The organism is Caviibacter abscessus, assembly GCF_001517835.1.
GTDB lineage: Bacteria > Fusobacteriota > Fusobacteriia > Fusobacteriales > Leptotrichiaceae > Caviibacter > Caviibacter abscessus.
Window position 1 is genome coordinate 109,512 of the sequence record NZ_LOQG01000011.1, and the last position, 24,656, is coordinate 134,167.

Consider the following 24,656-nt stretch of genomic DNA (forward strand, 5'->3'; position numbering starts at 1 on the left):
TTTTTGTTCTAAATACTTCAGTTAGTAGTACCCCCCCCCCAAGTTTTTATATTCACATTTAAAAGCCTTGTAAAATAAAGAGTTTATGCGTTGCATAATGTGTGATTTTTTCGTTTTTCTCATTCAGTTATTCACATTTCCTTTTTTAACCATTTCTTTTTTCAGATTAAAAAAGTAAAAAAAATACCCTCCTTACTGAGCCCATTCAGTAAAGAGGATATATGTTAAAATTCATACTTAAGCGTTGTTGATAATCCTAATTTATTTTGTAAATTATAACTACTATTAACATTTAATTTTAAACCATTTTTGAATTTAAATCCTAAACCAAAAAGGTATTCTAAATTAAATTTATTAAGACTTTTTCCTGTAAACGAAGTTTTTATACCCATTAATTCTGCATTAAAACTTATTTCTTCATCAGTATACATACTTCCTTTAATTTTATTATACACACTTATAATTTCATTTATATCTGTTTTAATACTTAATCCAAGTCCCATTTTATGTTTTAATATACTTTGATTTCCAACTGAAAATCCATAACTTGATCCTGTTTCCTTAAAACTTTGTATATTTAAATAATTAAAGTTATATTCCACAAATGGTGTTATTGTGTTATTTTTCACCAATATATCACCAAAGAAATTAATTCCAGTATTTACGAAAAATGAATTAAACTTACCGTTTATAATTTCATCATCAAGTTTTCTATTTACATTTGTGTTACTTATAGTCCCATCTAATATAATACTGAAACCACCTCTATTTTTTTCATATTTTAATTTTCCACCTAACAAATAGTTATTTGATTGAAATTTAGCATCAGTATCAAAGTTATAAAATGAATTATATACACTTGCAAAAACACCTAGTGTATATCCATTTTCTAACTTTTTATCAAAACCAAAAGTATTTCCTATTGTATTTGTAGAAAAAGCATTATATTGCTTGTTTTTAAATATATTTGTACTTATTAAATTATTAAAATATACACTTTTATCTTTTGTTTCAAATTCTATATTTTTTGTATTATTTTCTATAACTTCCCTTATATTAAACATTGTACTTATATAACTTGAATACGTATCAGTGAATAATTGTTGTTTAGTTTTTTCATGGTTATCACTTGCAAGATTTAATAAATAATTTCTACTGTTGCTTCTACCCATATTTTGATAATATCTGGTGTATTCATCAAAAAATCTCTTTTCATTTTTGTTATAACTCACGATATTTCTTTTTTCTTCTTCAGTTAAATCTTGAAGACTTCTATATAAACTTGTCATATCCTTAAACTTAACATTTAAAACTTTCTTATCATCACTTTTAACAACTTCTAAATATAGATTTTTAACGTCTGGTGTTATTTCCATTTTATTTTTTACTTTTAATACAGGTATTTTATCAAGTTCCATTTCTGTTTTAGTATTTTCATCAGAATAAAATTGTAATTTACCTGTAGAAGAAAAAGTATCTATATTTATTTCTTTTCCTACATGTATTAAAGTTGTTGAGTTTTTACTTGCTTTATAGTATTTTAAATCTGTCTTAGCATTAAAATCAACTGTACCATCATTAGTTATACTTTTTTCTAATTTTATTATATCTGTAATGCCTTGTTTTTGCTCTAATTTTAAAGTTCCTTTATCAAAAACTTCATATTCAGATTTACTTTCATTTTTTAAAACTAAAGTTCCTTCTAAGACCTGTGTTTTCGTATCGTATAATTGTTTACCACTAAGAACTAATGTCCCTTCTCCTGCTTTTCTAAGTCCAGCTTTTTTGCTTTCTTTATAAAAATTCTTTTCACTATCTAGTATTTTGGGTACTCTTAAATGGAATTTTTGGCTATATTCGTATTCTTCTTCATAAGATCCATTAATTTCAAGGTTATCTTCGCTATCCAAATTAAGTTTACCATTTAAACCTGTATCGATGTCATTTTCAAACTCGTAACTTTTATCTTTGCCTTTTACATCAGCATAAAAATATACATTTTTTTCTTTATCATATATTTTATCCCATTGACCAACAAAAAATCTTGTTTCCTCAATAAGACCTGCATTTAAGTTGCTAATTCCTTTTAATGCTCTTTCTCTATTAACAACTCCCCAACCAGCTATATTACTTAAATATCCTGAATTATCTCTATCTGCTGTTGTAAGTATTATTTCTTTTATTTGATGATAAGTTAAAAATGGGTATTTTTTCTTTAGGTCATAAGCAAGTCTTGATACTCTAGGAGCTGAAAAGCTTGAACCCTGTTCCATGTTCCCATTTCTATCTATTATACTTCCTTCTTCAACAACTGTGTTTGCTCTTAAAAGTAAAGGTTTCGCGTTATAATGTCTTTGATTCTGACTATCAATAACATCTACTTCATAATATTTTTGATTATTGGCTTCTGTTGTATAAGTATTGTTATCAAAAATTATTTTAAAATTTTCTTTATTACCTAATTTATCTATATGTTCTTTTAATTTTTCTTTTACTTTTTCACTCATCATATTTTTAGCAAATATGACTTCACTTCTTGAAGCTTCTTGTATTTCAGGAGACATTATTTGATAAAATGCATGTTGCCTTTTAGTTGAGTAATATTCAGTAAATCCTGAACTTTCAATATTACCTAAACTCATTACTTTTAATTGTAAATTTTGCTTATAATCTTTAAAATACAGTAAGTTTGAAAAAGCATCAATTCCATCTCTAATATTGTTCTCACTAAAACTATCTATGTATGGTGCACTGCTTGATAAGTATTTCATTTTACTTTGATTGTCCGTAATACCGTAACTCATATTTATTATACCTACGGCATTTTGTCTCTCAAGATAATTACGATAACTTCCAAATTTTAAATTATTTTTTAATTCATTCTTTAAGCTTTCTTCACTTTTTTCGTTTTTCTTATCTTTATTAAAATCATATTTATCATCTAAAAAAGATAAAGCTACATTTGTAGCATGTTGGTTAGTTGCTGTTAAATAATAACCCTTATTATTTATTATATTATCAAAATCTATGTTTAAATATGATTTAATAAGTTCTATACCCTTTTGTGTAACATTTCCAGCTTCAAAGATATACACATTATTTTTATTTTCTAAATTTTCAAGTTCTTTATTATATGTTTCAAAACTATCAAATTTTTCTATTTTAAGTGCTTGCCCGTTTCCTGAATTAGATTGTGGTAAATATGTATGTGCTTCGTAGTTTCCGACTGAACTGCAACTTACAAATATGATTGATAGTATACATATATAATATTTTTTCATGTTCTTTCCAATCCTTTTATAAAAGTTAATATAGATTTTATCATAATGTTAAATTTTTCGCAAACATTATTTTATACACCCATAAGATTTAACACACTTTTTAATTCTTTAATAAATATATCTATTTGTGAAATATCATTTTCTATTCCAAAACTAATTCTTATTACACCATCTTGATACTCTTTTGGCAATCCTATTTGTTTTACAATTTCACTATTACCTTTTTTTGAAGAACAAGCTGAACCTGTTGAAACAAATATATTTTGACTTGATAAATAGTTTAAAATAATTTCTCCTTTTGCATTTTTAAAAGCAACATTTAAAATTCCTGGTGAACTATTTAAAGGACCATTTATTTTACATATTTTTATTTCTTCTAACTTTGATATTGTATAATTTTTAATTTCCGCAAGTTTTTCTATATCTTTTTCAGATAATAGCTCCATAGCTTTTAAAAAACCAAATACCAATTCATTTGGCATTGTTCTTTTTGTAAACTTATTTTCTACATTTGAACCAAAACTTTGTTGTTTTATTTTCACTCCTTTTTTTATATACACCGCTCCAATTCCTTTTGGTCCATATATCTTATGTGAACTAAATGTTATTGCATCTATATCTATATTACTAAAATTTAATGAAATATGACCTAAAGCCTGTACAAAATCAGTATGAACTAATGTATCTTTATTTTTTTCTTTTACTACTCTAACTATTTTTGATATATCCTGAATTGTACCTAATTCACTATTTACAGTGGCAATACTAACTAATATGGTATCTGATGTTATAAGTGACTGAAGATGATTAATGTCTACAAATCCATATTCATCAACATCTACATAACAAATCTCATAAATTTCACTTAAATTTTTGATTGTTTCTAGTACACTGGGATGTTCTATTTTGGTTGAAATAATTCTACCACTTTTATGAGTTTTAACTAAAGAATTTAATATTAAGTTATTTCCTTCTCCACCACCTGATGTAAAATATACATTATCACAATCTATACCAAGTAATTTTTTAAATATTTTTTTTCTTTCTTTTATTAATTTAGCAATTTCAATACCTTTATCATGTGTTGAATCTGCATTTGCATAATAATTAGTCATTACATTTACCATTTCATCAATAACTTCAGGTCTTACTTTCGTTGTTGCAGCATTATCTAAATAAATCATATACTACCTTTCAATAAATGAAAATGAAGTTCAAAAAAGAACTTCATATTCACTTAACCTCTATATATTCTATAATCTATATCTTTAAATATGTTATCTCTGTATTCTATTTCAGATAACCAAGATTCATCTATATTACCATGCTTTATGTCTTCATATAGCTTGAATAATCTGTTTGTATGGTCAGAAATTTTCTTTTGTGCATAACCTACCATTGTTCCTGTAAACATGATAAAAGGCCAGCAAGAAGTTTGTGCCATCATAAGTTCTCTTGCCATTTGATTTAAAGCTCTATATTCCAAGTGATCTTTATGTTCTATTTTTGCAAGTTCTATCATTTTTTCTGCTGCTTTATGTAAATGTCTATAAATGTAATCATTTGATCCATCTACCCAAACATCATAATACCCATTTGCTCCCCAACTTGACATACTAACATCAACAACTTGATTTATAGGGTATTTTTCAAGATATTTTGAAGGTGTTATACTATCAAAATTAGATATTTGGATAGCTCTAAACACATGTTCTAAGAATATAGGTCCTTCGTACCACCAATGTCCATATAATTCTGCATCATATGGAGATACTATTACAGGCTTTTTATATTTCATCTTAGTTGATAAATATTCTAATTGTTTTGATCTGTTAAATACAAAATCATACGCATGTTGTTTTGCTCTGTCATATGCTTTACTTGGGCTATATATAGCTTTATATGTTCCTTTTTTATCTGTAATTGCATGATATTTTACACCTATATTTCTTCTTACACCATCACTATGTAAAAATTCTTTAATATAGTCATAATCTAACTCATATCCTGCATCTTTATGAAATTCTCTGTAAAGACCGTCTCCTGGATATCCAACTTCTGCACTCCACACTTGTTCTGATGATTCCAAGTCTCTTGCAAAAGCTGCAACTCCATTTTCAGTATAAACAGGTGCAAAAACACCATATACAGGTCTAGGATTTGAATGAAGTATACCATGAGAATCAACTATAAAATATGATATCCCGTGTTCTGCTAAATATTTATCTTGCCCCTTATAATACGCACATTCTGCAAGCCATATACCTTTAGGTTCTACACTGAAATGTTTCATATAATCAAGTTTTGCTTGCAATACTTGTGCATTTGCGGCTTCTTTTAAGTCTTTCATCATAGGAAGCATTCCGTGAGTTGCTGTAACAGGTATTATTTCTAGATTACCTTTATCTTGATAATATTTAAATGCTTTTAGTAATTTCTTATCATATTTTAAGAAATAATCTTTTGCTCTTGTAAATACATAATAATTATGTTCTGCTACTTCAATCATATTATTATCATTTGCTAATCTTTGTTTTTCCAATTCACAAAGTTTTATCATTTTATCAAGATGATGTAAGTATCTATTTGAAAGAAGTTCATCTTCTAACATATTTGCTAGAGTTCCTGATATTGTCATTGTTATATTAAAATTAACTCTATCTTTTTCTAAATTTTCAAACATTACAATTAAGGGAATATATGTTTCAGTTATAGCTTCATATAGCCAATCTTCTTCCAAAAACTCCTCATACTCCGGATGACGCACGTAAGGTAAATGTGCGTGAAGTATCAAACTAAAGTAACCTTTCATATCACACAGTCTCCTATCAATTTCATTTATTAAAGTATACCACATAATTTTGATATTTGACAATTTACTTTTAACAAAAAAAGATTTTTAAAAACTTTTCATTATTTCTAAAAACCTTTTTTGTCATACATCTTAATTTATTTATATTTTTTTAATTTAATTGTTCTCTTTATTTCTGTTTTTTGATACTCTATTTTTGGGGCTTTTTTAGTTCCAAGTTGTAATCCAAGTCTTACTCCCACTTTATGATGGAATGAATTAAAGTGTATACTATTTTCATATAAAGTCCAGCAATAACAATCATAAAATCTACTTGTATATGGTGTGTAACGACCATCATATAGGATTTCTGCTGAGAACCAATCTTTTTGTATTCCTAAACCTAATCCATAATAAATTCCACTTAAATTAATTGTTGTTTCTGCTTCTTTTGTAGTAGACCATCCATAGTGAAATTTATATTTAGTTTGCATAAATGCATATCCTGCTCTTAATAATGAATACACCTTAAAGTCTGCATTTTCATTTTCATACAATTCAATTTTTGATGTCAAATATATAGGTATAAAAGTTGTTTTTGAATCTTTTTTTGCATAAGAATAAGGATAATAAATATAAGGCGAAGAAGTTAAAGGCTTATCTGTATAATTTAATCCTTTCATATTTCTATAAAATAATTCTGCATGCCCTTTTGGATCAAATGTATACATTGCCGATGTTTCACCAAAGTTATAGTCTGCACCAACACCTAATTTTATTCTTCTATCAAGAAATTGTAAGGGATAAAGTTCAAGGCCAATAGTAAATCCTCTTCCATAAGATGTTGTATTTGATATATTCGCTTTATTGTCTCTATAAATATTATAATATCCCCAATAGTAATTTTTAACATCATATTTATCTGCAAAATTTGTATCTGCTCTGAAAAAATCATATCCTACTTTTAAGGTTGCATCAAAATCGTAAGCCATTGATATAACACCATAAAATATAAACATTAGCCCTAAAATAATTTTTTTCATCAAATAAATAACCTCCGTAAATATTATTTGTAGTAAAATAGTAAATAATCACATTTTATTAACTTTGAAATTTATAAATTTCTGCTGTATATAATTTTAAAACTTTTGTATAAACTATATGAGATATTATTCCTACACCAAAAGGTATAACAACATAAGCAATAATTACATAAATTAATCCTGTTGAAAATGGTATATTTTGTTCTCCATATATAGATAATGCTTTTATTGGTCCTACAAGTCCTACATATCCAAATCCAGAACTTATTTTATCTCCCATTATTCCTAACACTTTAACTCCAACACCTGAAAATAAAGATGTAGTTAAAATAGGTAATAACATTATAGGGTGTTTAACAATATTAGGTAACATCATTTTCATTCCACCCATTCCAACTGCTATTGTAACACCTGCTTTGTTTACTCTTAATGAACCAATTATTAATACAGTTGCTGTTGATGCAACCCCTATATTAGCTGCTCCACTGGCAAGTCCTGATAAACCTATTGCAATTCCTATGGCAACTGTTGACATAGGAGAAACTATTAATACAGAAAATGACATTGCTATTAACACACACATAAGTATAGGTTGTAAGCTTGTAAATGAATTTATTCCACTTCCTATAGCTGTTGATATAAATCTAACATATGGTAGTAATAAAAGTCCTAAGAACCCAACACCTGTACCAACTATTATAGGTTGTAATACTATTGTAAGAGAACCTAATTTTTCACCTAACAATAAAGTTACATATACTGCTATTCCTGTAACTATCATTACGTTTATTAAATCTCCTAAGCCTATTTTTAAAGCTCCATCAGGCATTATAACCAATGCTCCTGACCCTATCCACGCAGCTGATGCTATAATAGCAGATTTCATTGGATTAAATCCAAATTGTAAACCAACTAAAAATCCTATTACTGGTGCAACTATCCATTGAATATTAGCACAAACTGTTGCTAAAGTTTTAAATACATCGTAATAATTTCCTAAATATTTAAATAACCCACCTAAAACTGCATTAGGTATTAATGCTACAACTATACCTATTGCCATTCCGTTTAATATTTTCATTATAAATTCTTTAAATTTCATCTCACCTAACATGTTATTTCTCTATTCTCCTATTAATATTCTCTCTTTTCCATGAACAAACATTGTAATTAAATCACAGAATTTAGTATCTACTCCATACTCTTTACCTTTTCTTGATACATATCCGTTTAAATAATCAATTTCTGTTTTTCTATGTTTTTGTATTAAGTCTTGGTGCATTGAAGGGTAATGCTTAACTCCTGGAAATTCTTTTGTTGTAAACCAACAAACTAAGTCCGTAATTTTTTTAACATCTATTGTAACTCCTTCAACTTTTGCAATTGCTGCAAACTCTTCTACAATAGTTCCAAGTAATTTTCTTACATTTGGTACTGAGCCAAGTTCTAACATATTACAATCTAAAAGAGCACAACAAGCATTCATTGTTCCGTTAATACAAGCTTTTCTCCAAATAGAAAATAAAATATCTTCTGAATATACAGTTGGTAAACCACAATTATTAATACATTCAACAATGCTCAATGCTTTTTCTTCACCACATTTTGAAATGTTTTGTATTTCAGTTTTACCATAGCCACTAACAGAAAATTCTCCTGCTGCTTTCATACCTGCTGTTAAAACTGTAACACCCATTAATATATTACTTTCAGCTACAAACTCTTTTAATGTTTCTATATGTCCTAGACCATTTAACATACATAAAACTGCTGTTTTTTCAGAAATTAAATGTTTAATATCTTTTAACATTTCCTTAAGTTGCATTGATTTAGTAAATACTATAATAAGATCTGCTTCTCCACTATAGTCTTGTGGTAAATAAGCTTTTGCATTAATTAATTCATCTGTTCCTAAATTATTAAATTTAATACCGTTAGAATTAATCGCATCTACATTTTCTTTCCATAAGTCTAAGAATACAACTTCATTGCCACTTTTTTGTAACATTGATCCATAGGTTGCTCCCATAGCCCCTGTACCTGCGATTATAATTTTCATTAAATCCCCCTTTTATTTTTCAACAAACTTTTTTCATTATAGAGTAAGTATATCATTAATTAACTTTTGGATAAATAACTTCATAATCTTTTTCATAATTATTTATTTACTTCGTTTTCACTTATTCTAAAAACTATTGTATAATATTTTTTTTAATGCATTAGTTTTTTATTAACCTCTTTATTTTTTCATTCTCTTTTTTTATAATTTACCCTTATTTTTTCTGCTTTTCTTTTATAATCATTTAGTTAATAAAAAATACCTTTATGTTAAACATAAAGGCATAATCAAATTTTATTTGCTCATCATTTTTTCTTTAAATTCTTTAAAGATTTTTTCTTCTTTCATTAATTTTTCCCAATTTGCCATTTCTTCATCTGTTAATTTAGGACCTCTTGCTTCTTTTACGTGTCCAGGACCTGCATCAAAAACTATAACATATTTTGAAGCTTTAGGTTTTGGTATTTCAAGTTCATTAGTTTTATCAAAAGTTGTTTTAAATAATACTAATTTCCCTTCATATGTTTCTTCAGATCCACCATAAGGTTTATCTTTTAGAATGTATAAATCAACATCTTCTGCTGATTCTCCATTTGAAAATCCACCTTGAATTAAGATTTTTCCATTTTTTAAATCTTCAACTGTCAAAATTGGATCATGAGCATAAACAAATACAAAAGTAAAAACACTCATTAAAAACAATAATATTTTTTTCATTTTTTCTCTCCTTCTTAACTATTTAATATTTTTTAGTTTAGTTAAATTATCATTGTAGATTTGAATTAATCCGTCTTTAGCCATTAATTCATCATCATTTTCATCTTCAACAGGTAAATTACCTGTTCTAAGAACTACTACAGTTCCACCATTTTTCTTAATTTCATTTTCTATTTCTCTTTTTAAAGCTTTATCAGTTAAAAATACTTTCAAATCTGTATCTTTCATTATCTTTTTAATATTTTTAACATTTAAAGTTGAAATATCAACATAAGTACTATAAATGTTTAAATATGTTACTAAATAATTTAAATCTTCCGATAGAACAATAGCTCCATCTAAAGTATTAATACTGTTATATTCTTGTGCTAATTTTTCAATTTGTGTTAATGCTTTTTGCAAATTATCATTTATTTTTATAGCATCTTCAGGAAAAATTTTAGCTAAATCATGCCCTATAATTTGAATCATTTTTGAAGCATTTGTCAAATCAAGCCATACGTAAGGATTAGTTTGATCTTTTTCTGTTCCAAAATTATAGTTATTGATTAAAAGTGCTAAACTTGAGTTATCTTGATAAGAATAACTTCCATCTATTTCCACTGTTCTTATATTCTCACGTCTTGCAAATTCATATAATGAATCACGAACCCAAACTCTTTGTAAATCAACAACTGCTACTACATCTTTATATTCATTTTTATCAACATTATTTAATGCCTGTATTTGATCATAGCTCATACTTGCATTAGTTTCAAAAAGAGATTTTACTTTAATATCAGTATCTTTCGTCAACATTGATGTAAATGTATACATTGCTTGTGTTCCTGTTATTACTGTCTTAGTATAAGACAATATAGAAGTAAATACAAGCATAAAAAATATCAATATTTTTTTCATATATTAAACTCCTTCCGTAAATCTTTTATTTATATTTTTTATAACTACAGTTATAAAGAAGATAAAAGATGCAACCAATATTATAGCTCCACCAGACGGAATAGTAATGTCAAAGTATAATGGCAATAATATTCCAAGTATACAGCTTATTAATGCAAAAAATATACTGTAAAAGAAAAAACTTTTAATTGATTTTGATAAATTTTTTGCAGAAGCTGCTGGTATTAAAAATAGGGCTTCAACTAATGATGCTCCAACTATTTTTATAGATGAAACTGTAACAATAGTTATAAGGGAAATAAATAAATATTCCATAATTTTAACTTTAACACCTTTTACAACTGCTATATTACTATTAAAACTTGATAATAACATCTGATTAAAATATGGTATAACAATTATTAAAAGTAATATAGTTGTAATGAATAGAACAAATAAATCTTTATCAGAAACAGTTAATATTGAACCAAAAAGCACACTTTCTAACATATGTGAATTAACTTTTGATGATACAACTATTATTAAAGTTCCTCCAAGTGATATTGATATTGATAAAAAAATACCTATAAGTGTGTCAGATGACATCTTAGTTCTATTTCTTGTGTAGTTTATAAGTATTCCAAAAATTATACAATACGTAAACAGCATTATATATGGAGAATCATATGGTTCACCTAATAAAACTCCAAGTGCTATACCCGTTAAGGCTGCATGTCCTATTGATTCTGAAAAAAATGCCATTCTTTTAGTTACTACCATAGTCCCCAGTCCCCCTAATATGGGACCTACAAATAAGGCTGATATAAGGGAATTTATAACAAAAGCATATTTAAAATAATCAGGTAATATCCCTTGATATGCTAAATTAATAAAAAAATTTCTAATCATATCTAATATATTTGTAAACATAATTCTCCCTTTTAAACATATATGCTTAATATTTTTTCATCTGTTAATTCAGTTGCAGGGTCTCCTGTAAACTGAATTGATTTTTTTATACAAGTTACCGTATCAGCCATTTCTTTCACCTGTTTAATATTATGATGTATCCAAAGTATAGTTATACCTTCCTGTTTTAATTTTTTTATTACATTTAAGAAATATTGCTCTCCAATACTGTCAATTCCTGTAAACGGTTCATCAAGTATTAATAAATTAGGTCTTGGGTTTATTGCTTGTGCAAGCAATAATCTTTGTAACTCTCCACCTGATAAATTTCCTAAAAGTCTTTTTCTTTTATCAAGTAAACCGACTTCATCTAAAATTTCATTTATATATTTTCTTTTATCTTTTGAAACACCAAGAAAACAAGGTTTCTTTTGATAACATATTGCTAAAAAATCCTCAACTGTTATAGGTAAAGTTCTTTCAAACTCTAGTACTTGTGGAACATATCCAAATATCTTAGTATCTTCATACTCAAGATGTATGACTCCTTCATAAGGTACTTGTCCTAATAAACATCTTAAAAGCGAAGTTTTTCCTCCACCGTTAGGACCTATTAAACAATGTATTTCACCTTTTTTTATAGTCATATTTATATTTTCTAATATTTTTGTGCTTCCCAGTTCTAAAAACAAGTTACATATTTTTATCTGAACTCCATTTACCATATATTCCACCTTATTTTATTGAATTAGCAACACTTTCTAAATTTTGTTTCATAAATTTTTCAAAAGCATCTTTAGTATATTTTCCTTTTGTAGCATGAGATAAGTAAGCTATTTTTATACCTGTTTCATTTTGTATTATTTGTGCATTTCTATGATTTCCTGTATCTTCATCAAACAATATACTTATATTGTTATTTTTAATTTTGTCTATTATAACTTTTAAATCTCCAGCTGAAGGATTTTGACCATGTGCAGGTTCTACAACAGATGATACTGTTAGTCCAAATTCAGCCAATAAATAATCATAACCTGCATGTGTTGTTGCTATTTTAACATTATGAACTTTACCTTTAACTTTTTCAAGTGCTTCTCTTTTTAATTCTCTTAATTTTTTATCATAAGCTCTTGCATTTTTGATATAAAACGCCTTATTTGCAGGATCAATTTCTCCTAATTTTGATGCAATATAACCTATTTGTTGTATTGCTTGTGTGATTGATATAAATGTATGTGGATTTTTAAGCCCTGCTTTTTTTTGACCAGCAGCAATCATAGTTGTTGTTCTTGCATTTGCATTAATAACTTTAATTTTTTTCCCTTGTTTTTGTACTATGTTAATCATAGGATTTATAAACTCATCATGTCCTATACCATTTACTACTAAAATATCAACATTTGCTAATTTTTTTACATCTTTTGCTATAGGTCTATAAGAATGAACATCCATATTTTCAGGTATTATCGGAACTACATTCATTTTATCGCCAACTATATTAGCAACATATGAATAGTACGGTATTAAAGTAATTCCTACTGATAATTTTGAAAAACTTAAATTGCTAAAAATCATTAAAACCAGAATGTATATATACTTTTTCATTTTATTTTCCTTTCGCATCATTTATTAAATCTTCACCAGTGTAAGCTATAATTTCTTTCATAAGCTTTACTTTTTCAGATATTTCCCTAACATTTTCTTTTCCTGTTATATTTTTTATTTCATCTTTTGAATATTTAATAATTGACTTGTTTGTTTTAACATTAATAATTATTGCAAAATCTCCTGCAACATAACGATGTAAACTAATGCCTAAATAATAAATTTCATTAGTTTTAGGACTAAAAAACATATACCATTTATGTTCTCCCTTTGCTTCCCATGAAGCATCTTTAACAAATGGTGGATATGCTTGTTCTTTATCTAAAAATTCAGGTGTAGGTGCCTCTTTGAACTCTTCCATTATAGATTGAAAATCCGAGCCAAATATTTGTAATTCAGTAAAAATAGTATTTTCAGTAGTATTCAAACTTGTACTTAATATTTGTGTATTTTCTATTTTTTTACTTTCCTTTTTAGTAATTGTAAATTTTAAAAGTATTCCTGCAAATAATATTAACAGTATTATTATACTTAAAATAGCCATATTCTCTTTTTTAGAACTTGCTGGTTCTATAATTTCATTTTTAATAAAAATCACCACCCATTCTGTTAAAAAATCATATCACCTTTGATTGTTTTTTTCAATAAAAAATTTGATTATCAAAATAAAAAAAGGAGCATTTGCCCCTTATAACACATCTGGTGTCGTAGTTAATACACGAGAACCGAATTCATACTTGTACTCTGTCTTAGCACCATTTTCGTCATATTTAGTTGCTTCTCCATGTAATAACCCATTTTTATAATTTAACTGTTCCTTTATTTTACCATTTTCATAATAATATGTAACTGTTCCATTTATTTTGCTACCTATATAATTTTTTTCAGATCTTAATGACTCTGTTCCGGGATAGTATTCAAACCAAGTTGCTTTTGTAGGAATATTTGTATACTTTTCATAAGTTTCAATTAATACAGCCTTACCTAAAGAGTTGAAATATGTTTGTATACCATATAAGTATCCGTTATCATATGTTCCCATTGTTGTAAGTATTGCTTTATCATTATTTTTATCTATTACATAAGTATAATATTCACCTTGTAACTTATTATTTTTGTATTCTATTATTTTCACTTCATCTTCTGTGTAAATTATATACTTACCTTCTTGTCTTTTTTGTGTAACTTCATCTTCTATATATTCAACATACCCACTTGAATTAACATTTTCTCTTTTTTCAATTTCAATACCATTTTCATATGTAATTATCGCTGTAAGTATTCCACTTCTATCAAATTTTCTACTTTGACCCGATAAAATTCCATTTACATAAGAAGATATACTTAAAAATATATTTTCATCTTTTTCTTTTTTTATTTCTTTATATTCTCCATTTAGCACAGCATTACCTGAAATATCAAAAAAAGTCATAACAACTCACACCCCATTCATTTTATAGAATAAGTATACCACATAAATATTCTGTTTACAACGATTAAAACTTAGGTTATAATTATCATATATTATAGTATAAATGAGGTTTTAATTATGTTTGAATATATATGGTATTTTATTATTTACTCATTCTTAGGTTGGTGCATTGAAGTTATTTATCAGGCACTTACGCACAAAAAATTTATTAACCGAGGCTTTTTAAATGGAGCATATTGCCCAATTTATGGTTTTGGTGCTGTTTTTGTTATTTATCTTTTAAAAGGTACAGTAAACAATCCAATTATTTTATATGCTTTAGCTGTTGTAATAACATCTATAATTGAGTATATTACAGGTTTTGTACTAAAGAAAATATTTGGATTATTATGGTGGGATTATACAAATGAACATTTTAATTTAAGTGGTTATATTTGTTTAAAATTTTCATTATTATGGGGAATTGCTGCCCTTATATTAATGTATGTTATTCACCCTAAAACTATATTTTTAGTCAATTTTTTTAATAATAAAATAGGTAATATCCTACTAATAATGTTAATTTTAGTTGTATTTTTTGACTTTCTAATCTCAATACTTAAATTATTCAGTCTAAAAAAAGACAGAAAAAAACTTGAAAAATTAAGTAAAAAATTTAGAGTAGTCTCTGACGAAATAGGTAAAAATTTAGCAGACATTACTATACAGTATGAAAAGAAATATAAAAGGCTTATGAAATCATATCCTAAATTAAAGGATATTTTTAAAAATTTTAAATAGAAAGGGACAATATGGAAAGTTTAAAAGAAGTTTTTAAAATTGGTTGCGGTCCTTCAAGTTCCCACACCATGGGGCCTGAAAGAGCTGCCAGACAATTTAAGAATATGTATCCTAATGCTTCTAAGTATCGTGTAGAATTATACGGTAGTCTTGCTGCAACAGGAAAAGGACATATGACAGATTGGATAATTATAAAAACACTAAAACCTAAACATACCGACATTTTATGGAATCATTTATATGTCCACCCTTATCATACAAATTATCTTAAGTTTGTAGCTATTGATGAAAACGATAATGACTTTGCATCTTGGGAAGTTTTTTCAATCGGTGGCGGAAGTATAAGGGAAATGAAAGATGGAATTGTAATGGCTCCAAAAGAAAAAGATCCTTACGAACTATTTAAATTAAAAGATATTATATCTTGGTGTAATGAAAATAATAAAAAACTTTGGGAATACGTTGAATACTATGAAGATTCTGATATTTGGGACTATTTGGAAAGTATATACAACGCTATGTATAACTGCATTAAAAGAGGTATTCAAAAAGACGGACTTCTTCCTGCAAAATTAAGATATGCTAGAAAAGCTAAAACCATGTACGAACAATCTTTAATAGCTCCTGCATCTTTAAGTTTAACAAAAAAAGTTTTTTCATATGCACTTGCAACTTCTGAAGAAAATGCGAGTGCTGGAGAAGTGGTTACTGCTCCTACTTGTGGAGCCTGTGGAGTAATTCCTGCTGTTTTAATAAGTATGGTTGAAGAATTTAATATTAAAAAACAAGAGGCTTTAAGAGGTCTTGCTATAGCCGGATTAATAGGTGCATTAATTAAAAAAAATGCAACAGTTTCAGGAGCTGAAGGCGGTTGCCAAGCTGAAATAGGATCTGCTTGTTCCATGGCTTCAGCTATGGCCACCTATCTTTTAGGTGGTAACTTAGATCAAATTGAATATGCTGCTGAAAGTGGTATGGAACATGCCTTAGGTATGACTTGTGATCCTATTGGCGGGTATGTTATAGTTCCTTGCATTGAAAGAAATGCAGTTTTTGCTGTAAAAGCTTTAAATACAGCAAATTATGTTCTATCAGTCGGTTCAGATCATTTAATTAGTTTTGATGATGTAATAATAACTATGGCAGAAACAGGAAAAGATTTATGTCCTGCTTATAGAGAAACTTCTGAAGGCGGACTTGCAAAATATTATGATAAATTACTTCAAAAGCAAAAAGAATTAGGCCTATTTGGAGGAACTCCTCTAGATTAAATTAGAGTATAGATTTTATACTCTTTTTTTACTTAATAAATCTATTTTCAACTATTCAAGCCCCATTTTTTTTGATATAATAAGCATACAAAAATAAATAGACAGGAGTAATGATGAAATTAATTGTAGGTCTTGGTAATCCCGGAGAAAAATACAAAAAAACAAGACATAATATCGGTTTTATATTCCTAGATGAAATTGTGTCTTCACTAAATTTAGGAAACAATTTTAAAAATGATTTTAATTCAGAATATATTAAAACGGATAATGCTTTTTATCAAAAACCTTTAACATATATGAATGATAGTGGTTTAGCAATAGCATCGCTTATGAAATATTATAAATTAAAAATAGAAGATGTTTATGTCATATACGATGATATGGATTTAGAAGTAGGTCAAATAAGAATTAGAAAACAGGGCAGTTCCGGTGGACATAACGGAATAAAATCAATAATATCTCATTGCGGAAAAGATTTTGTTAGAATTAGAATAGGTATAGGCTCAAAAAAAAATAATGCAATAAATCATGTATTGGGCAACTTTACCACTGATGAAATGAATATTTTAAATGAAAAGAAAAAATATATCGTTGATTTAATAAAAGATGTATTAAATGGTACAACTACGGAAAAAATAATGTCAAAATACAACAATAAATAGTGCTAGATTAGAAAATAAAAATAGTGTAAAATATGTTTAAATAAAAATCAAAAGGGAGGTCAATCTTTAATGATCTATAGGCAAATTCTTTTCCAATTTTTAGGTGGTTTAGGATTATTCTTATTTAGTATTAAATACATGGGTGATGGGCTACAACTTTCTGCTGGAGAAAAATTAAGATACATTTTAGATAAATATACAACTAACCCATTTTTAGGAGTTCTTACAGGTATATTCGTAACAATTCTTATACAATCAAGTTCTGGAACAACTGTAATAACTGTAGGCCTAGTAGGAGCCGGTTTACTAACATTAAGACAAGCAATTGGTATAATAATGGGTGCTAATATAGGTACTACTCTTACAACATTTATTATAGGTTTTAATTTATCAAAATATGCTCTTCCAATAATTTTTATAGGGGCAGCTTTATTATTCTTTACCAAAAAACAATTTTTAAATAATATGGGAAGAATATTATATGGATTTGGTGGAATTTTCTACGCATTAAGCCTTATGGCTGCTGCAATGTCTCCGCTTAAATCTGAACCTTGGTTTACTGATTTAATGTTAAAACTTGGAAACAACTCTATTTTAGGAGTATTTATAGGTACTGTTCTTACGATGTTAATTCAAGCTTCTTCTGCAACAATAAGTATACTTCAAAATTTATACGCAGATAACCTTATAACATTAAAAGCAACACTTCCGGTTTTATTCGGAGACAATATAGGAACTACCATAACAGCAATCCTTGCTTGTATTGGAGCTTCAACTGCTTCAAAAAGAGTAGCTTTAACACATGTGCTATTTAATATTATAGGAACAATAATATTTTTAATTTTCCTAGCACCGTTTACTAAATTTACGATGTTAATTCAAACGTTTTTCAGTTTGCCACCAAAAATGACAATAGCTTTTGCTCACGGATTCTTTAATGTTGCAAATACAATTATACAGTTTCCATTTATAGCAGGACTTGCATATATAGTTACTAAGATATTCCCAATAACTGAAGAAGAAATCACATATAAGCCTGAATATCTTGATGCTTTATTAATACATAAAGCTCCTTCGGTTGCATTAGGACAATCAAAAAAAGAAATAGGCGTTATGCTTACTAAAGCAAATAGAAACTTTGATTTAGCTTCAGAATTTTTTCAAACTAGACAAGAAAAATTAAGCTCAAAAATTGAAAGAAAAGAAGAAGAATTAAACCAATTAGATCAAGAAATAACAAAATATATAACTCAAATATTTAGAGAACACTTATCTGTAAAAGAGGGTGAAATAGGTTCTGCATTACTTGATATAACACGTGATATTGAAAGAATAGGAGATCACGCATTTGGAATAGTTAAAGATGTAAATTATCAAATAAAGAAATCTTTAATATTCTCAGATTATGCAAAATCTGAGGTTCTTGTGCTTAGTAAAATAACAAAAGAAATGTTATCATTAACTTATGAAGCATTAATTGAAAATGATAAAATCAAAGCTATTGAGGCCCTTGATTATCACAATAGAATTTATGAGTATGAGAAAAAAGTCAGAAAAAAACACATTTCAAGAATGAATGAAGGAGAATGTCAAATAACAGCTGGTTTATATTACGTTGATACTATAAGCCATTTCACAAGAATTTGTGATCATGCTAGAAATATTGTAGAAAAAGTAATTAACGATCAATTATAAAGAAAGGATAAAATAACAAAATGAAAATTAATTTAAATGGTAAAGGCGGACTTTACGTTCACTTAGTATTTGAAACTGAAAATGTTACTTGTGATATTTTCAATCACTTAAAAGAAAATAAACTTTATAGTGCTAAATTAAATGAATTATATGTAAACACTTATGAAAAAGCTATATTTTTAGGTTTAGGAAAAAAAGAAGAATTTACTTTGGATAAAGCTCGTGATGCATTTTTCTTATTAGCAAAAGAATTAATGGCAAAAAAAATAACTGAAGTTGAAATGGAAATACCTAAATTTGACGGTTTATGTGTTAAGAAAACAGCAAGTGCAATTGCAGAAGGACTTATGCAAGCTGAATATAAATTTGATAGATTTATGTCAGATAAAGAGGAAAAAGTTGAACTTACAGTAAACTATATTTCTACTGCTGATCCTTCAAAACACCATAAGGTTCAAGAAGGTATTAATGAAGCAAAAATCTTAATTGATTCAATATTTATCACAAGAGATCTAGTAAACTTACCATCAAATTATATATATCCTGAAACACTTGCAAAACATGCAGTTGACATACTTAGCCCTTTAGGAGTTAAAGTTAGTGTTTACGATAAAAAACAAATTGAAGAAATGGGATTACTTTCATTCTTATCAGTTGGTAAAGGTTCAGATAATGACCCTAGACTTATAGTTATGGAATATAACGGAGATAGTCAAAGTGATGAAAAACTTGGATTAGTTGGTAAAGGTATAACTTATGATTCAGGCGGTTATTCATTAAAACCTAGTGATGGTATGAAAACTATGTTCTGTGATATGGGAGGAGCTGCAACTGTTATAGGTTCAATACGTGCAATAGCACAAGGAAAACTGAAAGCTAACGTAGTTGGTGTTGTTGCTGCTTGTGAAAATGCAGTTTCAGGTCATGCTTATAAACCAGGAGATATAATAGGATCATTATCAGGTAAATCAATAGAAGTTGATAACACAGATGCTGAAGGAAGATTAACTCTTGCTGATGCCGTTTACTATACTGCTTCTGTTATGAAAGCAACAAGAATTATAGATCTTGCTACACTAACAGGTGCTTGCTTAATTGCTTTAGGTGAAGTTTATACAGGTAGTGTTACTAACAATCAAATGTTCTTTGATGAAGTAAAAGCTGCTTCTGTTGAAGCTGGAGAAAAAATATGGCAATTACCTATTGATCCATTATTTGCTAAACAAAACAAATCAAGAGTTGCAGATATAAAAAATACTGGTGGAAGACTTGCAGGTACTATAACTGCCGGAATGTTTGTTGGTGAATTCGTAAATAACTTACCTTGGGTTCATTTAGATATAGCAGGTACTGCATTCTTATCAAAACCATATAGTTATTTACCTGAAGGTGCAACAGGAATACATGTTAAAACATTATATAAATTAGTTGAAAAAACATATTCAACTTGTCAATTATAGTTTAAATAAAAAAGCTTGAGAAAAATTTTCTCAGCTTTTTTTATTACCACTCAAACTTATATGATGCTCCACCTCTATATCCTTGAGTTAATATTCCTAATGACAATGAAATTTTATGAGTATCTTTTATTAAAATATCTGAACCTATATCAAAATAATGAGACATATAATTATTTTTAGACATAATTACATCTTTTCCATATATTGTATACTTATTTACATTATTAAGCTTTTTATTTAATCCATATGAAGCATATAACTTAACTTTTGGGTTTTCTCCAAACTTATATCCAATTTTTACACTACCTCCAACAGTTATATTCATAGCAGGCATCATTGTAATTTTATCTTTATTTTGATCTAAAACACTTCTTTTAAAGTTATAGTTATAGGCAAGATTAACATTTGGTTCAATAAAAAATTTTTTACCAAGTAAAAAACGAGCATTAATAACTCCGCTTACACCAAAATAATGATTACTAAATCCTACATCAAACTTTTGAAAATTATAATTAAATTCATGTTGTGTAAATAATTGTAATTTTAAATCAGGAACAGTATATGCTGCATTTATACCTATACTAATTCCATTGCTTACATCATTTAAATTATTTAGGTGATTATAACCTAAAACTGCACCAATATTTGCTTCATTTCCATAAAGAGTAAAAGGTTTATTTATAGCTATTTTAGAAGAAATAAAATATTTTTCTTTATTTCCAAACGAATAAGCATAAACTTTAGCAAACATATTTTTAGTTTTTTTATTATTTAAAAAATTAATATAATTTTCTCCACTTGTTTTATTCTCCATAATGCCTTCATAAATATCTGCTTCATAAATTAAACTTTCCATTTTATAATCTTTTTGAGTATCATTAAGTTTCATAAATACTTTTTTTCTTTCATACAATCTATTATAATCAATTGTTCCTGCTAACAAAAAACTAGGAAACATTATAAATATTAAATATTTTTTCATTTTTTCTCTCCTATTTCGGCCAAAATATGCCATAAAATTTACTATTTTTAGGATAAAAGCTCTTCTTTATTCTTCCTCCTTGGTTACCTCCAAGACAAAAATATCCTTTATCAGTTTCATTTAAAATAAATGTGCAATGTCCACTTATCTTATTCTTATTTCTTAAAACTAAAATTGCTCCATATTTAGCATCATTTATTTTATTAAAATACTGTTTTCCTTTTTGAGTATAAAAACCCTGAGAAGATGCAGATTGAAATCCAGTATTTAAAATATAATTAACAAAAGATGCACACCATGCAGTTCTTATATCTGCATTTATTCCACCACCGTACTTATGATACTTTATTACTGCTTTTCTTAATCCTTCTCTACTATAATTTTTATTATATTCACCAAAGGCTTTATCCATCCAATAAGGTTTTTCATTTTTAAAACTTTGTAATTTATACGGTGCAAATATTACATCTAATTGCCTTTTAGCTTTATCAAAAAAATTATTAAAATTCCTTTCTTTTGATAAACTCATACCTATATCAATATATTTATCTCCTGTTTTTAAACTTCTTATTTTTCCATAATAATAACCTTTTAAAATTTTCCCCATAGGATAAGCATTTAGTATAGAATTAATGCTTGTATCTACTACAGGAATAACATCTTCTTTTTGTAACTTTTTCTCATCAAATGAAGGTTTTAATAATCTTTTTAATTTTCTAAGATAATAAACATCTAAATTATTTATAAACAATTTATCTGTATATAAATAAAATGCAAATGATGAAAAATAATCTTTTTTTGTAAAATCATATAAAAGGTTAATGGACTTATAATCCGTTATCATAAATTTTCTTTTAGTATCTCTTTTTTCGATTTTTCTTATACTTTCAATATTTTGATTACTATCAACTATAGTTAATAATCCTCCAATAGAACAGTTACAAGTTGATGTATTCATAAGAACAGGGTTATTTCCTATCAGTATATTATTTTTCTTTTTCCAATTATTTAGTTTTGCAACACAAACTTTATTGACACTACATGATTTAAACGGAATAATTTTTTTATCATTTATTGTCGCAACATATAGACCATTTATTTTCTTTTCACTTTTGGTAACTATTAAATTTGTTATATCTGGAGCAAAACTACAACTTATTTTAGCTCCTTCACATACAAATTTTTCAGTTTCAGCCTCATCTTTATTTTGATAAAATGATGTATAAAAATCTGCTATATTATATGAGTTTCTAAGTCTCATATTATATTCGAGACTGTCTTTAGTTTTAAAAATTTTTTTTATTTCACTTTTGTCATTTGCCATATTTTTATTATCTGTATATGTCTCATATTTTAGTTCATACATAAAATCAGATAATTTTGATATTGCAATATCTCTATAATCTAAATGTGTCTTTAATAATCTTATAAATAAATTTGTTACATTAAATTCTTTTTTTATGTCATAAAACCATTTATAATCATCAAAACTGTAACCACTTAAATACTCATCAAAAAATACAATATAATTATTTACAATATTTGTACTCCTTTTAGCATGACCATCAATATTATCTTTATTAAAATTAGTCATTTTTAATATTAGTGCTAATTGTAAATTATCTAAAAATCTTCTTGCTCTCTTATATATCCTTTTTCCATTACTGTGAGTTCCAAAACTTCGTTTAACTAAATTTTGCTCTTTAAACATTTTTAAAAATTTATATTCTTTTATTTTAGGATAATCATTCATACTTTTACGCTTTATATTAAATTTTATATCGTCTACATCACAAATCCCAAAGTTTGATATATAGTTTATTTCTTCTTTTGGTAGTTTTGCTCCTGTAACCTCATTTACTTTATCTATAAGCTTATTCTTTAATTTTGATTTGAAAAATTTAACTGTAATATTTTTTGCAAAACTAAATTTACTCTCATCTTGATACTTACACGTAAAAAAGCTAAGCAATTTTTCTAATTTATCAAGAGGGTCTATACTTTTCATACATTCATCATATATATATTCAAAAGTGGTTATTTTATTTTCTCCAAAATTTCTATATTTATCAAATCCATTTTGTTCTATTATGCTTTTTGGTTCATATTTTTCCTTTGCTTTTAAAACTTCATTAAATGTATTTTTATTTTCTTCATCTATTGTTTTATTTGTTGTATCTTCAAAATATTCTCTAAATTTATTACCTTGATATTCATTTTCAAATTTTTCATTTAGTATTATATTAAGCTTTTCACTTGGTTTTGCAACATATGAATTAGATTTGGGATTTATTATTTTTTCAACATTTTTAATTATTTCTTTATTATCTTTTGTCTTTAAATTATCTAATATTTTTTCTAGTATTTTATTGTCTTTTGCAAATTTTTTTAGTTGGTCAAATAAATTTGTGCTGTTTTGTCCTATAAATTTTTCACCTAGATTTATTTCATTTTCATTTTTTTCATTAACTTTCGGTATAACTTTATTTTCTTTAAGCTGTCCAGTTATAAATTCAACATCATAAGTTTTATCGTCAATAAAATAACTTATAGGTATATTATTTTCATCACAAAAATTACTTTCTTTATTAAATAGTTTTTTTACTTTCCTTGTACCAAATATATGTGATGCAATTAAAATTCCTGCCGGAGTTACTTTTATTAAATTATTAAGTGTATAATTTATTTTTTCTAAATTCTTTAAAACTTCTTCTTTAGTTATTGTCTTTTTTCCATTAGTGCATGGAATATCTGAAATATCAAAAAAAGAGTTATTATGTAGTTCCATTATATCTTTTAAATCATGTAATAAAATATTTTTATGATAATATATTACAAGCTCATCTTGTTTTTCATGTCCTTCACCAGTATAAATTAAAAATCCTAAATCTATAGATGGATCAATTAAGTTTATATTTTCTTTTGATAGCAAATATCTTCCAATTTTTTCTGCTATAACAGGTCCTTGAATTTCCTTCCCATAATCATATCCTTCTGATTTTAGGTACTTTATTGACAAATCATCATAAAACGTTTTTACTTCATTAGGTATATTTTCATTTTCAAATTTTTTTAAAAGCATAATATCAC

At 26.7% G+C, this 24,656-nt stretch carries 20 protein-coding genes; 5 read left to right on the top strand and 15 right to left on the bottom strand.

Translation table 11 applies throughout. From position 1 onward, the window contains the following. Nucleotides 1–224: 224 nt before the first annotated feature. The 13 genes from AWT63_RS02575 to AWT63_RS02635 all read right to left on the bottom strand — a co-directional run bounded on the left by AWT63_RS02575 (nt 225) and on the right by AWT63_RS02635 (nt 14,716). Entirely contained in the window at nt 225–3,281 is a 3,057-nt protein-coding gene (locus AWT63_RS02575; protein WP_068268232.1) for an autotransporter domain-containing protein, read from the bottom strand. Nucleotides 3,282–3,352: 71 nt separating this feature from the next. Further along, the gene (locus AWT63_RS02580; RefSeq protein WP_068268234.1) at nt 3,353–4,465 is read right to left on the bottom strand and encodes a cysteine desulfurase family protein; all 1,113 of its coding nucleotides are present in this window, start codon (nt 4,463–4,465) and stop codon (nt 3,353–3,355) included. A 53-nt stretch (nt 4,466–4,518) separates the two neighbouring features. Then, complete coding sequence (locus tag AWT63_RS02585; RefSeq protein WP_068268236.1) at nt 4,519–6,093, bottom strand: glycoside hydrolase family 57 protein; 1,575 nt, start codon at nt 6,091–6,093, stop codon at nt 4,519–4,521. A 137-nt stretch (nt 6,094–6,230) separates the two neighbouring features. Further along, the gene (locus tag AWT63_RS02590; RefSeq protein WP_068268238.1) at nt 6,231–7,115 is read right to left on the bottom strand and encodes a hypothetical protein; all 885 of its coding nucleotides are present in this window, start codon (nt 7,113–7,115) and stop codon (nt 6,231–6,233) included. A gap of 58 nt (nt 7,116–7,173) precedes the next feature. Continuing rightward, nucleotides 7,174–8,229, bottom strand: a complete 1,056-nt coding sequence (locus tag AWT63_RS02595; protein ID WP_068268240.1) for a PTS transporter subunit IIC — start codon at nt 8,227–8,229, stop codon at nt 7,174–7,176. Between the two features lie 9 nt (nt 8,230–8,238). Further along, nucleotides 8,239–9,174: a 2-dehydropantoate 2-reductase gene (locus tag AWT63_RS02600; RefSeq protein WP_068268242.1), complete on the bottom strand. Its 936-nt coding sequence runs from the start codon at nt 9,172–9,174 to the stop codon at nt 8,239–8,241. Nucleotides 9,175–9,468: 294 nt separating this feature from the next. Continuing rightward, a complete protein-coding gene (locus AWT63_RS02605; protein ID WP_068268244.1) occupies nt 9,469–9,891 on the bottom strand; it encodes a hypothetical protein in 423 nt (140 codons plus the stop codon). 18 nt (nt 9,892–9,909) lie between these two features. Beyond that, nucleotides 9,910–10,791 (bottom strand): metal ABC transporter solute-binding protein, Zn/Mn family, encoded by an 882-nt coding sequence (locus AWT63_RS02610; RefSeq protein WP_068268246.1) that lies wholly within the window; start codon nt 10,789–10,791, stop codon nt 9,910–9,912. Between the two features lie 3 nt (nt 10,792–10,794). Continuing rightward, nucleotides 10,795–11,688: a metal ABC transporter permease gene (locus AWT63_RS02615; RefSeq protein ID WP_068268379.1), complete on the bottom strand. Its 894-nt coding sequence runs from the start codon at nt 11,686–11,688 to the stop codon at nt 10,795–10,797. Between the two features lie 23 nt (nt 11,689–11,711). Then, on the bottom strand, nt 11,712–12,404 hold the full coding sequence (locus AWT63_RS02620) for a metal ABC transporter ATP-binding protein (RefSeq protein ID WP_068268248.1): 693 nt from the start codon (nt 12,402–12,404) through the stop codon (nt 11,712–11,714). Nucleotides 12,405–12,414: 10 nt separating this feature from the next. After that, on the bottom strand, nt 12,415–13,284 hold the full coding sequence (locus tag AWT63_RS02625) for a metal ABC transporter solute-binding protein, Zn/Mn family (protein WP_068268250.1): 870 nt from the start codon (nt 13,282–13,284) through the stop codon (nt 12,415–12,417). A gap of 1 nt (nt 13,285) precedes the next feature. Then, a complete protein-coding gene (locus AWT63_RS02630) occupies nt 13,286–13,882 on the bottom strand; it encodes a DUF6162 family protein (RefSeq protein WP_068268252.1) in 597 nt (198 codons plus the stop codon). A gap of 90 nt (nt 13,883–13,972) precedes the next feature. Next, the gene (locus AWT63_RS02635; RefSeq protein ID WP_068268254.1) at nt 13,973–14,716 is read right to left on the bottom strand and encodes a toxin-antitoxin system YwqK family antitoxin; all 744 of its coding nucleotides are present in this window, start codon (nt 14,714–14,716) and stop codon (nt 13,973–13,975) included. A gap of 117 nt (nt 14,717–14,833) precedes the next feature. On the opposite strand from AWT63_RS02635, the gene AWT63_RS02640 reads away from it, so the two are divergent. From AWT63_RS02640 to AWT63_RS02660, 5 genes are all read left to right on the top strand, one after another. Next, complete coding sequence (locus tag AWT63_RS02640; protein ID WP_068268256.1) at nt 14,834–15,496, top strand: putative ABC transporter permease; 663 nt, start codon at nt 14,834–14,836, stop codon at nt 15,494–15,496. 11 nt (nt 15,497–15,507) lie between these two features. Further along, the gene (locus AWT63_RS02645) at nt 15,508–16,767 is read left to right on the top strand and encodes an L-serine ammonia-lyase, iron-sulfur-dependent, subunit alpha (RefSeq protein WP_068268258.1); all 1,260 of its coding nucleotides are present in this window, start codon (nt 15,508–15,510) and stop codon (nt 16,765–16,767) included. A gap of 113 nt (nt 16,768–16,880) precedes the next feature. Next, entirely contained in the window at nt 16,881–17,429 is a 549-nt protein-coding gene (gene pth, locus AWT63_RS02650; protein WP_068268260.1) for an aminoacyl-tRNA hydrolase, read from the top strand. A 69-nt stretch (nt 17,430–17,498) separates the two neighbouring features. After that, complete coding sequence (locus tag AWT63_RS02655) at nt 17,499–19,124, top strand: Na/Pi cotransporter family protein (protein ID WP_068268262.1); 1,626 nt, start codon at nt 17,499–17,501, stop codon at nt 19,122–19,124. Between the two features lie 20 nt (nt 19,125–19,144). After that, complete coding sequence (locus tag AWT63_RS02660) at nt 19,145–20,584, top strand: leucyl aminopeptidase (RefSeq protein WP_068268264.1); 1,440 nt, start codon at nt 19,145–19,147, stop codon at nt 20,582–20,584. 43 nt (nt 20,585–20,627) lie between these two features. On the opposite strand, the gene AWT63_RS02665 is transcribed toward AWT63_RS02660, so the two are convergent. Both AWT63_RS02665 and AWT63_RS02670 read right to left on the bottom strand, forming a co-directional pair. After that, nucleotides 20,628–21,566, bottom strand: coding sequence for a hypothetical protein (locus tag AWT63_RS02665; RefSeq protein ID WP_068268266.1), 939 nt, complete (start codon nt 21,564–21,566; stop codon nt 20,628–20,630). Between the two features lie 10 nt (nt 21,567–21,576). After that, nucleotides 21,577–24,648: a PAAR-like protein gene (locus tag AWT63_RS02670; protein ID WP_068268268.1), complete on the bottom strand. Its 3,072-nt coding sequence runs from the start codon at nt 24,646–24,648 to the stop codon at nt 21,577–21,579. Nucleotides 24,649–24,656: the final 8 nt, after the last annotated feature.

What these genes read in the sequence shown, in the direction of transcription:
- AWT63_RS02575 (WP_068268232.1), bottom strand. Translation starts at nt 3,281, where the DNA reads ATGAAAAAATATTATATATGTATACTATCAATCATATTTGTAAGTTGC.
- AWT63_RS02580 (WP_068268234.1), bottom strand. Translation starts at nt 4,465, where the DNA reads ATGATTTATTTAGATAATGCTGCAACAACGAAAGTAAGACCTGAAGTT.
- AWT63_RS02585 (WP_068268236.1), bottom strand. Translation starts at nt 6,093, where the DNA reads ATGAAAGGTTACTTTAGTTTGATACTTCACGCACATTTACCTTACGTG.
- AWT63_RS02590 (WP_068268238.1), bottom strand. Translation starts at nt 7,115, where the DNA reads ATGAAAAAAATTATTTTAGGGCTAATGTTTATATTTTATGGTGTTATA.
- AWT63_RS02595 (WP_068268240.1), bottom strand. Translation starts at nt 8,229, where the DNA reads ATGTTAGGTGAGATGAAATTTAAAGAATTTATAATGAAAATATTAAAC.
- AWT63_RS02600 (WP_068268242.1), bottom strand. Translation starts at nt 9,174, where the DNA reads ATGAAAATTATAATCGCAGGTACAGGGGCTATGGGAGCAACCTATGGA.
- AWT63_RS02605 (WP_068268244.1), bottom strand. Translation starts at nt 9,891, where the DNA reads ATGAAAAAAATATTATTGTTTTTAATGAGTGTTTTTACTTTTGTATTT.
- AWT63_RS02610 (WP_068268246.1), bottom strand. Translation starts at nt 10,791, where the DNA reads ATGAAAAAAATATTGATATTTTTTATGCTTGTATTTACTTCTATATTG.
- AWT63_RS02620 (WP_068268248.1), bottom strand. Translation starts at nt 12,404, where the DNA reads ATGGTAAATGGAGTTCAGATAAAAATATGTAACTTGTTTTTAGAACTG.
- AWT63_RS02625 (WP_068268250.1), bottom strand. Translation starts at nt 13,284, where the DNA reads ATGAAAAAGTATATATACATTCTGGTTTTAATGATTTTTAGCAATTTA.
- AWT63_RS02635 (WP_068268254.1), bottom strand. Translation starts at nt 14,716, where the DNA reads ATGACTTTTTTTGATATTTCAGGTAATGCTGTGCTAAATGGAGAATAT.
- AWT63_RS02640 (WP_068268256.1), top strand. Translation starts at nt 14,834, where the DNA reads ATGTTTGAATATATATGGTATTTTATTATTTACTCATTCTTAGGTTGG.
- AWT63_RS02645 (WP_068268258.1), top strand. Translation starts at nt 15,508, where the DNA reads ATGGAAAGTTTAAAAGAAGTTTTTAAAATTGGTTGCGGTCCTTCAAGT.
- pth (WP_068268260.1), top strand. Translation starts at nt 16,881, where the DNA reads ATGAAATTAATTGTAGGTCTTGGTAATCCCGGAGAAAAATACAAAAAA.
- AWT63_RS02655 (WP_068268262.1), top strand. Translation starts at nt 17,499, where the DNA reads ATGATCTATAGGCAAATTCTTTTCCAATTTTTAGGTGGTTTAGGATTA.
- AWT63_RS02660 (WP_068268264.1), top strand. Translation starts at nt 19,145, where the DNA reads ATGAAAATTAATTTAAATGGTAAAGGCGGACTTTACGTTCACTTAGTA.
- AWT63_RS02665 (WP_068268266.1), bottom strand. Translation starts at nt 21,566, where the DNA reads ATGAAAAAATATTTAATATTTATAATGTTTCCTAGTTTTTTGTTAGCA.
- AWT63_RS02670 (WP_068268268.1), bottom strand. Translation starts at nt 24,648, where the DNA reads ATGCTTTTAAAAAAATTTGAAAATGAAAATATACCTAATGAAGTAAAA.